11 protein-coding genes are annotated in these 15,563 nt (G+C 64.7%); 7 read left to right on the top strand and 4 right to left on the bottom strand.

From position 1 onward, the window contains the following. Window positions 1-6 precede the first annotated feature (6 nt). Window positions 7-1,200: a M20 aminoacylase family protein gene (locus OU994_RS31520; RefSeq protein WP_281609103.1), complete on the bottom strand. Its 1,194-nt coding sequence runs from the start codon at window positions 1,198-1,200 to the stop codon at window positions 7-9. Between the two features lie 188 nt (window positions 1,201-1,388). On the opposite strand from OU994_RS31520, the gene OU994_RS31515 reads away from it, so the two are divergent. The 4 genes from OU994_RS31515 (at window position 1,389) to OU994_RS31500 (ending at window position 8,292) form a co-directional block, all read left to right on the top strand. Next, window positions 1,389-3,464 (top strand): molybdopterin-dependent oxidoreductase, encoded by a 2,076-nt coding sequence (locus OU994_RS31515; RefSeq protein WP_281609102.1) that lies wholly within the window; start codon window positions 1,389-1,391, stop codon window positions 3,462-3,464. 9 nt (window positions 3,465-3,473) lie between these two features. Then, on the top strand, window positions 3,474-4,607 hold the full coding sequence (locus tag OU994_RS31510; RefSeq protein WP_131148774.1) for an aminopeptidase: 1,134 nt from the start codon (window positions 3,474-3,476) through the stop codon (window positions 4,605-4,607). 271 nt (window positions 4,608-4,878) lie between these two features. After that, window positions 4,879-6,576: a long-chain fatty acid--CoA ligase gene (locus tag OU994_RS31505; RefSeq protein ID WP_281609101.1), complete on the top strand. Its 1,698-nt coding sequence runs from the start codon at window positions 4,879-4,881 to the stop codon at window positions 6,574-6,576. Between the two features lie 45 nt (window positions 6,577-6,621). Next, window positions 6,622-8,292, top strand: coding sequence for a long-chain fatty acid--CoA ligase (locus OU994_RS31500; RefSeq protein ID WP_131148776.1), 1,671 nt, complete (start codon window positions 6,622-6,624; stop codon window positions 8,290-8,292). Window positions 8,293-8,566: 274 nt separating this feature from the next. Here the strand turns inward: OU994_RS31500 and OU994_RS31495 are convergent, their stop codons facing one another. Beyond that, window positions 8,567-10,135, bottom strand: coding sequence for an alkaline phosphatase (locus OU994_RS31495; protein WP_281609100.1), 1,569 nt, complete (start codon window positions 10,133-10,135; stop codon window positions 8,567-8,569). 2 nt (window positions 10,136-10,137) lie between these two features. Next, the gene (locus OU994_RS31490; protein ID WP_373922640.1) at window positions 10,138-10,605 is read right to left on the bottom strand and encodes an acyl-CoA thioesterase; all 468 of its coding nucleotides are present in this window, start codon (window positions 10,603-10,605) and stop codon (window positions 10,138-10,140) included. Between the two features lie 60 nt (window positions 10,606-10,665). Between OU994_RS31490 and OU994_RS31485 the strand changes: the two genes are divergently transcribed. Both OU994_RS31485 and OU994_RS31480 read left to right on the top strand, forming a co-directional pair. Further along, on the top strand, window positions 10,666-12,492 hold the full coding sequence (locus OU994_RS31485; protein WP_131148778.1) for an ABC transporter ATP-binding protein/permease: 1,827 nt from the start codon (window positions 10,666-10,668) through the stop codon (window positions 12,490-12,492). A 145-nt stretch (window positions 12,493-12,637) separates the two neighbouring features. Next, a complete protein-coding gene (locus OU994_RS31480; protein ID WP_281609099.1) occupies window positions 12,638-13,186 on the top strand; it encodes a hypothetical protein in 549 nt (182 codons plus the stop codon). 160 nt (window positions 13,187-13,346) lie between these two features. Here OU994_RS31480 and OU994_RS31475 read toward each other — a convergent pair whose 3' ends face one another. Next, a complete protein-coding gene (locus OU994_RS31475) occupies window positions 13,347-14,615 on the bottom strand; it encodes a dicarboxylate/amino acid:cation symporter (protein WP_281609098.1) in 1,269 nt (422 codons plus the stop codon). A 160-nt stretch (window positions 14,616-14,775) separates the two neighbouring features. Between OU994_RS31475 and OU994_RS31470 the strand changes: the two genes are divergently transcribed. After that, window positions 14,776-15,501, top strand: a complete 726-nt coding sequence (locus OU994_RS31470; protein WP_281611767.1) for an amino acid ABC transporter ATP-binding protein — start codon at window positions 14,776-14,778, stop codon at window positions 15,499-15,501. Window positions 15,502-15,563: the final 62 nt, after the last annotated feature.

Raw genomic sequence — 15,563 nt, 5'->3', positions numbered from 1 at the left:
CGGTTCCTAGCGCAGCGGTAACGCCGTTTCCACCAGCCGCACCCAGAAGCTGGCACCGACTGGCAGCAGGTTGTCGTTGAAGTCGTAGCTGCCGTTGTGCAGCACGCACGGGCCCAGGCCGTGGCCGCCGGTGCGGTGATCGCCGTCGCCGTTGCCGATGAAAATGTAGCAGCCGGGCTTTTCCTGCAGGAAGAAGGCGAAGTCCTCGGCACCCATCGTCGGCTCGGCATCGGCATCCACGTTCTGTTCGCCCACCACGGCCTTCATCACCTCGACGGCGAAGGCAGTTTCCTTCTCGTGGTTCACCAGCGGCGGATAGTTGCGCTTGAACGCGAAATCGACCTCCGCCTCGAATGCGCCGGCAATGCCCTCCGCCAGCGTGCGCATGCGCTGCTCGATCAGGTCCAGCACCGGCGTGGTGAAGGTGCGCACGGTGCCCACCAGCTGCGCCGTGTCGGGAATCACGTTGGTGGCGCTGCCGGCATGGATCTGCGTGATCGACAGCACGGCCGTATCCAGCGGACTCTTGTTGCGCGTGATGATGGTCTGCCATGCCTGGGCGATCTGCACGGCGATCATCACCGGGTCGATGCCCTTGTGCGGCTGGGCCGCGTGCGCGCCCTTGCCGCGCACCGTCACGTGGAATTCGTTCGACGACGCCATCATCGGCCCCGTGCACACATTCATCGTGCCGGCCGCGTAGCCGGGCCAGTTGTGCATGCCGTAGATGGCTTCCATCGGGAAGCGTTCGAACAGGCCATCCTCGATCATCTTGCGGGCGCCGGCGCCGCCTTCCTCGGCCGGCTGGAACACGAGATACACGGTGCCGTCGAAATCGCGCTGCCGCGCCAGGTGGTAGGCCGCGCCCAGCAGCATCGCCGTGTGGCCGTCATGCCCGCAGGCGTGCATCTTGCCGGGGTGGCGCGAGGCGTGCGGGAAGGTGTTCACTTCCTGCATCGGCAACGCATCCATGTCGGCGCGCAGGCCGATCGCGCGGTCCGAGGTGCCGTTCTTGATGATGCCCACCAGGCCCGTTACGCCAAGGCCGCGCACCACGGGAATGCCCCATTCGCCCAGTTTCGCGGCAACCACGTCGGCGGTGCGCACTTCCTCGTAGGAGAGTTCGGGATGGGCATGCAGGTCGCGGCGGATGTCCTGCAGCTCGGACTGAAATGCAATGATCGGTTCTACAAGTTTCATCTGGCTCTCCAGTTATTCTCTTGCCGCCCCGGATAGGGGCGCGTACGCCAAACACGCCGGTAACATGCCAATGAGCGAAGGAACATTGTAGCCTTTGTAACGGCTTCGCGGCCACCCGCGCGGCGGGCCCGCAAGAGCGCCCGGATGGTTTACGATAGCGGATTGTTCCTCTCCGTTTCATCGCCGCCATGACCGCCACCCAAGTGCGCGCAGCCTGCCCGCACGACTGCCCCGATACCTGCGCCATCCTCGTCACCGTCGAAAACGGCGTCGCCACCGAGATCAAGGGCGATCCCGATCACCCGACCACGGCCGGCGTGCTGTGCACCAAGGTGTCCCGCTATGCCGAGCGCACCTACTCGCCGGACCGCCTGCTGTACCCGCTGCGCCGTGTCGGCAGGAAGGGCGAGGGCAAGTTCGAGCGCATCAGCTGGGATACCGCGCTCGACGAGATCGCCGCGCGCCTGAAACCGCTGGCGGAGAGTGCGCCGGAAGCCATCCTGCCGTACAGCTACTGCGGCACGATGGGCCTGCTGCAGGGCGAATCCATGTCGTCGCGCTTCTTCCACCAGCTGGGCGCCTCGCTGCTGGACCGCACGATCTGCGCGATGGCCGGGGCTACCGGCTACAAGTACACGATCGGCGGTTCGATCGGCACCGATCTCGAACACTTCCAGGATGCCAGGCTGATCCTGATCTGGGGCGGCAACCCGATCGCCTCGAACCTGCACTTCTGGATGCGCGCGCAGGAAGCCAAGCGGCGCGGCGCGAAGCTGGTGGCGATCGATCCCTACCGCTCGCTGACGGCCGAGAAGTGCCACCTGCACATCGCGCCGATGCCGGGCACGGATGCCGCGCTGGCGCTGGGCATGATGCACGTGCTGATCGCCGAAAACCTGGTCGACGGCGACTACATCGCGCAGTACACGCTGGGCTACGAGCAACTGAAGGAGCGCGCCGCCGAGTGGACGCCGGCGCGCACGGCCGCCACGTGCGGCATTCCGGAAGAACAGGTGCTGGAGCTGGCGCGCCTGTACGGCCAGACGGCGAAGGCCGGCGAGCCCGTGGCGATCCGCGTCAACTACGGCGTGCAGCGCGTGCGCGGCGGTGGCATGGCGGTACGGAACATCGCCTGCCTGCCGGCCCTGGTGGGCGCGTGGCGGCACGCCGCGGGCGGCATCCAGCTGTCGACATCCGGTTCGTTCCCGACCAACAAGCCCGCGCTGCAGCGCCCGGACCTGCTGAAGAAGCTGCCCCGCACGATCAACATGACGACCATCGGGGACGACCTGCTGCGCCCCGCGTCGCCGGCGTTCGGCCCGCGCGTGGACGCCGTCATCGTCTACAACTCGAACCCGGTGGCGGTGGCGCCGGACTCGTCGAAAGTGCAGGCTGGATTCGCGCGCGAAGACCTGTTCACGGTGGTGCTGGAACAGTTCCAGACCGATACCGTCGACTACGCCGACATCGTTCTGCCGGCCACCACGCAGCTGGAGCACGCCGATGCGCACCTGGCTTACGGCCACCTGTACATGATGGCCAACAATCCGGCCATCGCGCCGCTGGGCGAAGCAAAACCGAACACGGAAATCTTCCGGCTGCTGGCGGCCCGCATGGGCTTCACCGATCCCTGCTTCGCGGAGACGGATGACGAACTGGCATCCCGGGCATTCCGGAAAGATGATGCAAGGGCTGTTCATTTCGACTGGGAGTCGTTGAAGAAAAAGGGCTGGCAAAAGCTGGAAATGCCGGATGCACCATTTGCCTATGGCAAATTCCCCACACCTTCAGGCAAATGCGAGTTCTTTTCGGCAGCGATGCAGGCGGATGGCCTGGAGCCCCTGCCGACCTACATCGAAAACTATGAATCGGCGGCATCTACCCCCGATCACGCAGCAAAATACCCGCTGGCGATGATATCTCCGCCGGCACGCAATTTCCTGAACTCCACCTTCGTCAATGTGCAAAGCCTGCGTGCGACCGAGGGCGAGCCGCAGCTCGACATCCATCCTGACGATGCGGCAACACGTGCCATCAACCACGGCGATATGGTGCGCATCTTCAACGATCGTGGCTCGTTCGTATGCAAGGCGCGGGTCACGGAAAAGGCCCGCAAGGGGCTCGTGGTGGGCCTGTCGATCTGGTGGAAAAAGCTCGCGCGCGATGGCAAGAATGCCAATGAGGTGACCAGCCAGCGCCTGACCGACATGGGCCGCGCGCCGACTTTTTACGATACACTGGTTCAAGTCGAACGTGTCTCATGAGTAGGAAGCATGCGCAAGATTGCCCGTTTAAACATACGTGCCAGGTACCTCGTGGCAGGGCTTTCGTGCGCCGCCTTGCTGGCCGGTTGCGCCCAGGTCAAGTATTACTTCCAGGCGGCGCAAGGCCAGTATTCGCTCTGGTCCGATTCGCGCCCCATCGATGACTGGCTGGGCGACCCCAACACAGAACCGAAACTGCGTGCGCGGCTCGAAAAGGCTGTCACGATCCGCAAGTTCGCCGTGCGCGAACTGGGCTTGCCCGACAACGCCAGCTACAAGCAATACGCGGCCCTGAACCGTCCCTTCGTGGTGTGGAACGTGGTCGCCACGCCCGAACTTTCCCTGCGTCCCATCCAGTGGTGTTTCCCGATCGCCGGCTGCGTGGCCTACCGCGGCTACTACAGCAAGGACGACGCGCAGGCGTATGCGGAGGAACTGCGCAAGGAAGGCGACGACGTGCAGGTCGGCGGCGTGCCCGCGTATTCCACGCTGGGCTGGTTCAGCGATCCGCTGCTGTCCACCTTCATCAATTATTCGGACGCCGAGCTGGCCCGCATGGTGTTCCATGAACTGGCCCACCAGGTGGTCTATGTTCCCGGCGATTCGCGCTTCAACGAAGCCTTCGCCTCGGCCGTCGAGGAAGCGGGCGTCGACCGCTGGCTGGAGTTGTATGGCAACGAAGCCATGCGCGAAGCGTATGTCCGCTACAGCATGCGCCGCAAGGAGTTCCTGGCGCTGCTGGTCAAGCATCGCCAGATGCTCGCCGAGCTGTATGCCAGCAAGGCCAGCGTGAAGAAAAAGCGCGAGGGCAAGGCACGCATCTTCGCATCCCTGCACCAGGAATATGCCGTGCTGAAGGAAAGCTGGGGCGGCTATGCCGGCTATGACCGCTTCTTCGCCGAGAAGCTCACCAACGCACACCTGGCAGCCGTCGCCACCTATAATGATCTCCTGCCTGGCTTCAAGGCGTTGCTGGCCAAGGAAAAGACGTTCCCGCGTTTTTATGCTGCGGTGCAACGCATGAGCAACCTGCCGTCCGTCGAGCGCAGCGAGCGGCTGGCCGAGCTTGCGCGTTCCGCGGCGCCCGCCGCCGCGGTGACTGTCGTGGCAGAAAAAAAGGCTGAAACGGCCGGCGGTCATTGACGCCAGCCTCGCGTGGCGGACCGCCTTGCGATGCTGCGCCGCCACAGGCTGGTTCGCTGCACGGTGCTGGAGATCCGCCACGGCGAGGCGCAAAAAGCGCTTGCATACGGCCCAGCCTGTCGATAGCATCTTAGCTCACAGATAGTACGAGCGTTCGTTTTTTTCTGGAAGTCGACACCGCGACAGCCCACCGGCCCTGTGCAACCGGCGGCCCATGACAGCGGGGCGTTCCACGGTCGCCCTGCAATAAAACGGAGACAAGAGGCACAGCATGGACAAGATCTGGTTGAAGTCGTACCCATCCGGCGTTCCCGCCGAAATCGATCCGAACCAGTACCGCTCGCTGGTACACCTGCTGGAGGAATCGTTCCAGAAATACGCGGACCGCAAGGCCTTCGTGTGCATGGACAAGTTCATCACCTATGGTGAACTCGACACGTATTCGAAACGCATCGGCGCCTGGCTGCAAAGCCGCGGCATGAAGCCGGGCGCGCGCGTGGCGCTGATGATGCCGAACGTGCTGCAATACCCGGTCGCGCTGGCCGCCGTGCTGCGTGCCGGCTACACGGTGGTCAACGTCAATCCGCTGTACACGCCGCGCGAGCTGGAACACCAGCTGGCCGATTCGGGCGCGGAAGCGATCATCATCCTGGAAAACTTCGCCCACACGCTCGAGCAGGTGCTGGGCCGCACGGCCGTGAAGCACATCATCGTGGCCAGCATGGGCGAAATGCTGGGCATGGCCAAGGGCCTGGTCGTCGACTTCGTGGTGCGCAGCGTGAAGAAGATGGTGCCGGCGTATTCGCTGCCGAACGCGGTGCGCTTCAAGGAAGCGCTGTCGCACGCGTCCGGCATGAAACTGACGCCGGTCGACATCGCGCACGACGATGCCGCCTTCCTGCAGTACACCGGCGGCACCACCGGGGTCTCGAAAGGCGCCACGCTGACGCACAAGAACGTGATCGCCAACGTGCTGCAGGTGGAAGCCTGGTCGCAGCCGGGCCTGGCCAAGGAACCGCGCGTCGCGGAACTGTCGATCGTGTGCGCGCTGCCGCTGTATCACATCTTCGCGCTGACGGCATGCGCGATGTGGGGCATGCGCATGGGCGCGCTGAACATCCTGATCCCGAACCCGCGCGATATCGGCGGCTTCATCAAGGAACTGGCCAAGTACAAGTTCAACATGCTGCCGGCGGTAAACACGCTGTACAACGCGCTGGTCAATCACCCCGATTTCCACCATCTCGATTTTTCCGGCCTGAAAATCGCCAACGGCGGCGGCATGGCGGTGCAGCAGGCCGTCAACGACAAGTGGCTGAAGGCCACCGGCGTGGCGATCATCGAAGGCTACGGCCTGTCCGAAACGGCGCCTGTAGCTACCTGCAACCGCTCCGACAGCACGGCGTTTTCCGGCACGATCGGCTTGCCCATTCCGTCGACGGAGGTGACCATCCTCGATGACGACGGCAACGAAGTGCCGCTGGGCCAGCCCGGCGAGATCGCCATCCGCGGTCCGCAGGTGATGGCCGGCTACTGGAACCGGCCGGAGGAGACCGCCAAGGTGATGACGGCCGGCGGCTACTTCAAGACCGGCGACGTGGGCATCATGGACGAGCGCGGTTATGTAAAAATTGTCGACCGCAAGAAGGACATGATCCTCGTCTCCGGCTTCAACGTCTATCCGAACGAACTCGAGGCGGTGGTGGCGGCGCATCCCGGCGTGCTCGAAGTAGCCTGCATCGGCGTGCCGGACGCGCACTCCGGCGAGGCGGTCAAGCTGTATGTGGTGCGCAAGGATCCGGCGCTGACCGCCGACGTCCTGATGGCCTACTGCAAGGAAAACCTGACCGGCTACAAGAAGCCGAAATACATCGAGTTCCGCGACGAACTCCCGAAGACCAATGTCGGCAAGATCCTGCGGCGCGTACTGCGCGACGAAGTCCTGGCCGGCTCCAAGGAAGCTGCATGAGGAATGCCCATCAGGGATTCCCGAATAACACGAAAGAGGCATTGCATGGAAAAAATCTGGTTGAAATCCTATCCCGAAGGCGTACCCGCCGAGATCGACGTCTCGCAGTACACCTCGGTGACGCATCTGCTGGAGGAGTCGTTCCGCAAGTATGCCGATGACAAGGCCTACGTCTGCATGGACAAGTTCCTCACCTATGCGCAGGTCGACCAGATGTCCCGCAAGTTCGGCGCCTGGCTGCAGGGCAAGGGGCTGCAGAAGGGTGCCCGCGTGGCGATCATGCTGCCCAACGTGCTGCAATATCCGGTGGCGATGGCCGGCATCCTGCGCGCCGGCTACACGGTGGTCAACGTCAACCCGCTGTACACGCCGCGCGAGCTGGCGCACCAGCTGAAGGATTCCGGCGCCGAAGCGATCATCGTGCTGGAAAACTTCGCCAACACGGTGCAGCAGGTGCTGCATGAAACCCCGGTGCAGCACGTGATCGTGGCCACCATGGGCGACCTGCTGGGCACCGTGAAGGGCGCCATCGTCAACTTCGTGGTGCGCCGCGTGAAGAAGATGGTGCCGGCCTTCTCGCTGCCGCGCGCCGTGACCTTCAAGCAGGTGCTGGCCGAGGGCGGCCGCATGACGCTGCATCCGGCCCGGATCGGCCACGAGGACATCGCCTTCCTGCAGTACACCGGCGGCACCACCGGCGTCTCGAAGGGCGCCGTGCTGCTGCACCGAAACGTGGTCGCCAACGTGCTGCAGAACGAGGCGTGGCTGCACATGGGGCCGCAGCAGGAGCAGGTGGTCTTCGTATGCGCGCTGCCGCTGTACCACATCTATTCGCTGACGATTTCCGCCTTCATGGGCATGCGCCTGGGCGGCCTGAACGTGCTGATCCCGAATCCGCGCGACATTCCCGGCTTCGTCAAGGAACTGGCGAAATACCGCGTCACGGTGCTGCCGGCCGTGAACACGCTGTACAACGCGCTGCTGAACAATCCCGATTTCGCGAAACTCGACTTTTCCAGCTACAAGGTGTGCAACGGCGGCGGCATGGCCGTGCAGAAGGCCGTGGCCGACAAGTGGCTGAAGCTGACCGGCACGCCGATCATCGAGGGCTACGGCCTGTCCGAAACGTCGCCGGTGGCCACCGCCAACCGGGTCGACATCAAGGAATTCACCGGCACGATCGGCCTGCCGATCCCGTCCACCGAAGTGGCCATCCTGGACGACGACGGCAATGAAGTGCCGCTCGGCACGGCCGGCGAAATCGCCATCCGCGGCCCGCAGGTGATGGCCGGCTACTGGCAGCGCCCCGATGAAACGGCCCGCTCGATGACGGCCAGCGGCTTCTTCAAGACCGGCGACGTGGGCATCATGGACGAGCGGGGCTACACGAAGATTGTCGACCGCAAGAAGGACATGATCATCGTCTCGGGCTTCAACGTGTATCCGAACGAAGTCGAAGGCGTGGTGGCCGCGCATCCCGGCGTGCTGGAATGCGCCTGCATCGGCGTGCCGGACAAGAATTCCGGCGAAGCCGTGAAGCTGTTCGTGGTGCGCAAGGACCCGAACCTGACGGCCGAATCGCTGATGGAATTCTGCAAGCACGAGCTGACGGCGTACAAGAAGCCGAAGTACATCGAGTTCCGCGACGACCTGCCGAAGACCAACGTGGGCAAGATCCTGCGGCGGCAGTTGCGGGACGAGAAGAAAGCGGCCTGAGGACCTACCCCTATGCCGCTTAGATAAAGCCCACCCAAGTGCAAATTCCGGGGTCAGGGGGGAATGCTGGCATGCATGCCAGCATCGTTCCGCAGGCGCGAAGCAGGCTTCGCGAAACCCCTGCTGCACCCCGCCGGGGCGGAGCAGGGGTTTCGAGGAGCACTGCTCCTTGCCTGCGTAGCGGTACCGGCATGCATGCCGGTACTCCTCCCTGACCCTAGCCCTTCGCTGCTGGGGTGAATGCATGCGCTTTCAATGTGTCGGGTAACGTTTCTCAGGCCGCCACCACCCCCGCCTTGCCACCCTCCACCGCGAACCGGGCCAGCGTCTGCACCCCGCTGGCCTTGTTCCGCACATCGTCGAGCCCCTGGAACAGCACGGACGTCCGTTCCGGCGTGATCTCCATCAGCATGTAGCCGCGCCGGTCGCTGCGCCCGTACTTGATGTGCGGGTTCATCGCCACGTACTGCGCGGTGCGCGCCTGCGGCCGCGAGCTCGACGTGACCGACGTGCCGCAGAATTCTGTCGCCACCACCGGGTTGCCCGAGGAGCGGGGCCGGGTCGGGTCGCGCCGCAGCTCGGCCGCATAGAAGGTGTGCACGTCGCCCGACAGCACCAGCGGATTGGCGGCGCCGCTGGCGCGCACGGAGTCCAGCAGCCGCTGGCGCGCCGCCGGGTAGCCATCCCAGCCATCGGTCCAGAAGCGGCCGTCGCTGGCGCGGCGGATCTCCACCTGCGACGACTGCGCCATCAGGGTTTGCTGGGCCAGTACGTTCCAGCGCGCCCTGGAGCTCTTCAGTCCATCCTGGAGCCAGCTCTCCTGCGCGGAACCCAGCATCGTGCGCCCGCCATCGGCCAGCATCGCGCAGGCGTTGCGGTAGACGGAATTGGAGCCGCCGCGGTTCGGCCGCGCACAGGCCTGCGGCGAGCGGTACTGCCGGTTGTCCAGCACGTGGAAGCGCGCCAGCACGCCCCAGTCGTAGCGCTGGTACATCCGCACGTTACGGAAGCCGCTGGCGGTGAAGCGCAGCGGCTGGTGTTCGCAGTAAGCCTGGTAGGCGGCCGCGCGGCGCGCCGCGAAATCGGGCGTCAGCAATTCATCCCGCAGCGCGCCGTAGTCGTTGGCCACTTCATGGTCGTCCCACGTCATGATCCATGGCGCCGCGTGGTGCGCGGCCTGCAGGTCGCGGTCGCTCTTGTACTGCGCATAGCGGGCGCGGTACTGGTCCAGCGTGAAGCTTTCGTCGCGGCGCACGGCCCGGTCTGGATGCTCGAGCCTGTATTGGCCCCATTCGTAGATATAGTCGCCCAGGAAGGCGACCAGGTCCGGCACGGCTTGCGCCAGGTGGCGCAGCGCCGCGTAGTGGCCGAATTCCCAGTGCTGGCACGAGGCCACGGCCACTTTCAGCGAGCGGGGCAGGGTGCCCGGCGCCGGCGCCGTGCGGGTGCGCGCAACGGGGCTCACGGCACCGTCCAGCATGAAGCGGTACCAGTACCAGCGGTCCGGCCGCAGGCCTTTCACGTCCACGTGCACGCTGTGCGCCAGCGCCGGATTGGCGGTGGCGCTGCCGCTGGCGGCAATGCGGCGGAACGCTTCGTCCTCGGCGATTTCCCAGCGCACCGCGAACGCCACCGGCGGCGTGCTGCGGGCATCGAGCGGGTCGAACAGGATGCGGGTCCACAGCACCACGCTGTCGGGCAGCGGGGCGCCCGAGGCGACACCGAGCGTGAACGGATAGGGCGCGTTGCGCGGTGCCGCCGCGCACGCGAGCGCCGGGCCGAGCGCGGCCAGGCCGGCCACGCGCGCGCCCGTCAGCAGCAATTGCCGGCGGCTGTGCTCCACGCTTACTTGTGCATCAGCGATTCGATCGGCGGTACCGGACGCGGCTTGCGGTCCGGGCCGGTGGCCACGTAGGTGAGCGTGGCTTCCGTCACCTTGACGATGTCCGCCTGCAGGCGGTTGCGTTCCGCGTAGACCTCGACATTGACCGTGATCGACGTGGTGCCTACCCGCACGATATCGGCGTAGAAGGACAGCAGGTCCCCGACAAACACGGGATTCTTGAATACAAAGGAATTGACGGCGATGGTCGCCACGCGGCCGTTGGCGCGGCGGGTGGCGGGCAGCGAACCGGCGATGTCCACCTGGGCCATGATCCAGCCGCCGAACACGTCCCCATAGACATTCGCATCGGAGGGGGCGGGCATGACCCGCAGTTCCGGCATCTTGCCAACAGGCAGGCAGTTTGGCGCGGAGGTGGCGGCGGGAGCAGGAGCAGGAGCAGGAGCGGGAGCGGCGTCGGGCGTGGTCATCATGAAAACTCGTTGGGGGATACAATGGGTTCCGATTGTAAACCAGCCCGTCCGCCAGTCATGCGCCGTTCCGCCTACTCCTCCGAGCCACCTCCGCCCGCCCGCCCCGGCCGCAGCGATCTTGCCACCCTGAAAACCCTGCTGCCTTACCTGCTGGTCTACAAATGGCGCGTGCTGCTGGCCCTGCTGGCGCTGGTGGGCGCCAAGCTGGCCAACGTCGGCGTGCCGGTCGTGCTGAAACACCTGGTCGACGCGATGACGCTGAAGCCCGGCGATCCCCGCGCGCTGCTGATCCTGCCGGTCGGGCTGCTGCTCGCCTATGGCGCGCTGCGGCTGTCCACCACCGTGTTTACCGAGCTGCGCGAGTTCCTGTTCGCCCGCGTCACGCAGCGTGCCGTACGCACCATCGCACTGCAGGTGTTCCGCCACCTGCACGCGCTGTCGCTGCGCTTCCACCTGAACCGGCAGACCGGCGGGATGACGCGCGACATCGAGCGGGGCACGCGCGGCGTCGGCTCGCTGATCTCGTACACGCTGTTCAACATCCTGCCCACGCTGGTCGAGATCACGCTGGTGCTGGCCTACCTCGTCACGCACTACGACGTGTGGTTCTCGGTGATCACGTTCAGTGCGCTGGTGCTGTACATCGCCTTCACGGTGATCGTCACCAACTGGCGCACGCATTTCCGCCGCACCATGAACGACCTGGATTCGAAGGCCAACACGAAGGCCATCGATTCGCTGCTCAATTATGAAACCGTCAAGTATTTCGGCAACGAGGAATACGAAGCCAAGCGCTATGACGAAGGATTGAAGCACTACGAGGCGGCGGCGGTGCGCTCGCAAACCTCGCTGTCCTTCCTCAACACGGGCCAGTCGGCGATCATCGCCACCGCCGTCACGCTGATCCTGTGGCGCGCCACGGTCGGCGTCGTCGACGGCACGATGACCCTGGGCGACCTGGTGCTGGTCAACGCCTTCATGATCCAGCTGTACATCCCGCTCAATTTCCTGGGCGTGATCTACCGCGAGATCAAGCAGAGCCTGGCCGACATGGAACGCCTGTTCTCGCTGCTCGACGAGAACCGCGAAGTGGCCGATGCGAAGGATGCCCGGCCCCTCGTCACGCACGGCGCTCAGGTGAAATTCTCGCATGTCGACTTCAGCTACGAAGCCAAGCGGCAGATCCTGTTCGACGTCGACTTCACGATCCAGGCGGGCACCACCACCGCCGTCGTCGGCCATAGCGGTTCCGGCAAGTCCACGCTGTCGCGCCTGCTGTTCCGCTTCTACGAAGTCGGCGGCGGCGCGATCACGATCGACGGCCAGGATATCCGTGCGGTCACCCAGGATTCGCTGCGCCACGCGATCGGCATCGTGCCGCAGGATACCGTGCTGTTCAACGACACGATCGAATACAACATCGCCTACGGCAAGCCGGGCGCCACGCATGACGAGATCGTGGCCGCGGCCCGGGCGGCATCGATCCACGACTTCATCGACAGCCTGCCCGACGGCTACCGCACGATGGTGGGCGAACGGGGGCTGAAACTGTCCGGCGGCGAAAAGCAGCGCGTGGCCATCGCCCGCACGCTGCTGAAGAACCCGGCGATCCTGATCTTCGACGAAGCCACCTCCGCGCTCGATTCCAAGGCGGAGCAGGCGATCCAGGCTCAGCTGAAGGAGATCGCGAAAAACCGCACGACGATGGTGATCGCCCACCGCCTGTCCACCGTGGCCGATGCGCACCAGATCCTGGTGCTGGACCATGGCCGCATCGTCGAGCGCGGCAATCATCCCGCCTTGCTGGCCGCGGGCGGGCTGTATGCGCAGATGTGGGCGCGCCAGCAAGCCCGCGCCGACGCTCCGGCCGATGCCGCGGCATGAACTGTCGGCGCTATTGACAGCCTTGCGAGGCATACCGACGACTTCGCAGCAAGTGGCTGATTCACAGAAGCTTTATTTGCCTGGCCCATAACTTGCCTCGGCATGGACGGGGCCGCACCGCGCGCGGCCCGATGGGAGAGGCGCCATGCGATCCAGACCCGTAGTTGCGCATTCTGTCGTTGCGCTGACTGTCGTTGCGCTTGCGGTGCTGCTGGCTTGCCAGCCGGGGCGGGCGGTGGAACTGATCGATCTCCAGGCCACTGCGCAGGCGCCGGGCCAGCCACCCGGACAGGTACCCGCGCACCAGCTGGCGTATTTCACAGCCTACCTTCCCGCTTATTTCTCCGCTTATTCCTCCGCTTATTTCTCTGCTTATTCCTCCACTTATTCCCCGCCTCGCTCCACACCGTATTTCGCCCAGTATTTCCCGCACCACCTGTCCGCGCAGCCGGTCCGCTACATCCCCGCCGAGGATTGGGCGGACCTGGCATGGAGCGCCGTACTGACCGACCTGCCGCTGCCTGCCGAATTTCCGCCGCCCGCCGTCATGGCCGCCGCGCCGATGCCGGTGCCGGAACCGGTATCCGTGCTGATGCTGGCCTGTGGCCTGCTGATGATGGTGCCGGGTGCCTGGGCCGTGCGCTGGTCGCGCCTGGGCGATAGCGAATCCCTGCTGCAACGGAGGCTGCCATGAGCGGCAAGGCAAGCCCGGATGCACGACGCCGGGTCTTGCCCCGGCTGTCAAGGTATTCGTTCGCACGCATCGGCGATGCACAGGGAAAAAACCAGGCAAAAAAAAGCCGGGCTGTCGAGCCCGGCCTTGATCATCTCGCCGCGAATCAGGTCGCCGCGAATCAGGTCAGTGGTTCCAGCGCCGGGTCCTTGTCCTTCGCAGGATGGGTCAATTCGCCTTCCCACTTGGCCACCACGGCGGTGGCGATGCTGTTGCCGATCACGTTGGTGGCCGAACGGGCCATGTCCAGGAAGTGGTCGATCGACAGCAGCAGCACCAGGCCCGCTTCCGGGATATTGAATTGCGACAGCGTGGCGGCGATCACCACCAGCGAGGCGCGCGGCACGCCGGCCATGCCTTTCGACGTCAGCATCAGCACGGCCATCATCGCCATCTGCGTGCCCAGCGACAGTTCGATGCCGTAAGCCTGGGCGATGAACACCGCGGCGAAGGTGCAATACATCATCGAGCCATCGAGGTTGAACGAGTAGCCGATCGGCAGCACGAACGCGGCGATCCGGTTGCGCACGCCGAAGCGTTCCAGCCCTTCCAGCGTCTTCGGGAACGCCGCTTCCGACGAGGCGCAGGAAAACGCCAGGATCGTCGGGCCGCGCACTTCCCTCATCAGGTCGAAGATGCGCTTGCCGAGGAAGAGGAAGCCGGCGAACATCAGCAGGCCCCACAGCAAGGCGATGCCGAAATAGAACTCGGCCATGAACACGCCGTAGGTCTTCAGCACGACCAGGCCTTCCTTGGCGATGATGCCGGAGACGGCCGCGAACACGGCGATCGGCGCGAACTGCATCACGTAGCCCGTCACCTTCAACATCACGTGGGCCACGCCGTCGATCGCATCGACCATCGGTTCGGCCTTCTTGCCCACGGCGGCGGCGCCCAGGCCGAAGAACAGCGAGAACACCACGATCTGCAGGATCTCGTTCTTCGCCATGCCATCCACGATCGACACGGGAATCAGGTGGGTGATGAAGTCCTTCAGCGTCAGGCTGCTGGTGGCCAGGTTGGCGGTCGATGTGGCTGTGTTGGCCAGCGTGCCCGCCAGCGCATCGCCGGGGCGGAAGATGTTGACCAGCACGAGGCCCAGCGCCAGCGACACCACCGAGGCGGCGAAGAACCATGCCAGCGACTTCAGGCCCACGCGGCCGACTTCGCTGGCATCGCCCATGCGCGCGATGCCCACCACCAGCGTGGAGAACACCAGCGGCGCGATGATCATCTTGATCAGGCGGAGGAACATGGTCGTGAGCAGCGACATCGTTTCCGAGTACGACGCCGTGTACGCAGGCATCGTGCTGTTCAGGATGTAGCCGGCCACGATCCCCAGGGCCAGCGCCACCAGGATCCAGGTGGTCAGGCGGTTCTTTTTCTCCATGAGCTGTGTCTCTCCATGCTGGGCCTTGCGGCGCGGGGTGCGCGCCGTGGCCGGGGTTTGCCGTAAAATGATTAATTATCAGGCATTTAATTGAAAAGTTTCGCGCAGTATCCTTGGGGCTTCCGACACTGTCAAGCAGGCTGTGAGCGCACGAATGGCGATGATAGAAATCCAGAACATCAGTAAGTGGTATGGGCAATTCCAGGTGCTCACCGATTGCACTACGCGGGTGGACAGGGGCGACGTGATGGTGATCTGCGGCCCTTCCGGCTCCGGTAAATCCACCCTGATCAAGACCGTCAACGGCCTCGAACCCATACAGCGGGGCGAGATCGTCGTCGATGGCACGTCCGTGACGGCGCCCGATACCAGCCTGCCGCGATTGCGCGCCAGGATCGGCATGGTGTTCCAGAATTTCGAACTGTTCCCCCACCTGTCGGTGCGCGAAAACCTGGCGCTTGGCCAGGTCAAGGTGCTCAAGCGAACGCGCGACGAAGCCGATGAACGGGGCCTGAAATACCTCGATCGCGTCGGCCTGCTGCCGCAGCAGGACAAATACCCGGCCCAGTTGTCCGGCGGCCAGCAGCAGCGCGTGGCGATCGCCCGCGCGCTGTCGATGGATCCCATCGCGATGTTGTTCGATGAACCCACCTCCGCGCTGGATCCGGAAATGATCAATGAAGTGCTGGACGTAATGGTCGGCCTGGCGCAGGATGGCATGACGATGATGGTCGTCACCCATGAAATGGGTTTCGCGCGCCGCGTGGCCAACCGCGTGGTGTTCATGGATGCGGGCCGCATCGTCGAGGATTGCGGCAAGGAAGAATTCTTCGGCGCGCCCCGCTCGGAGCGCGCGCGCGATTTCCTGGCCCGGATCATCCACTGAGTCCCGGCACGGGCGTGCGGCAGCCCGTCAGCTCAGCCTGCCAGTTTTCAAGGTTTCGGCCT

Origin of the sequence: Pseudoduganella sp. SL102, assembly GCF_027856995.1 — a bacterium.
Classification (GTDB): Bacteria; Pseudomonadota; Gammaproteobacteria; order Burkholderiales; family Burkholderiaceae_D; genus Rugamonas; species Rugamonas albidiflava.
The sequence above is the reverse complement of the archived record's forward strand: the minus strand, read 5'-3'. Positions and strand labels throughout refer to the sequence as shown.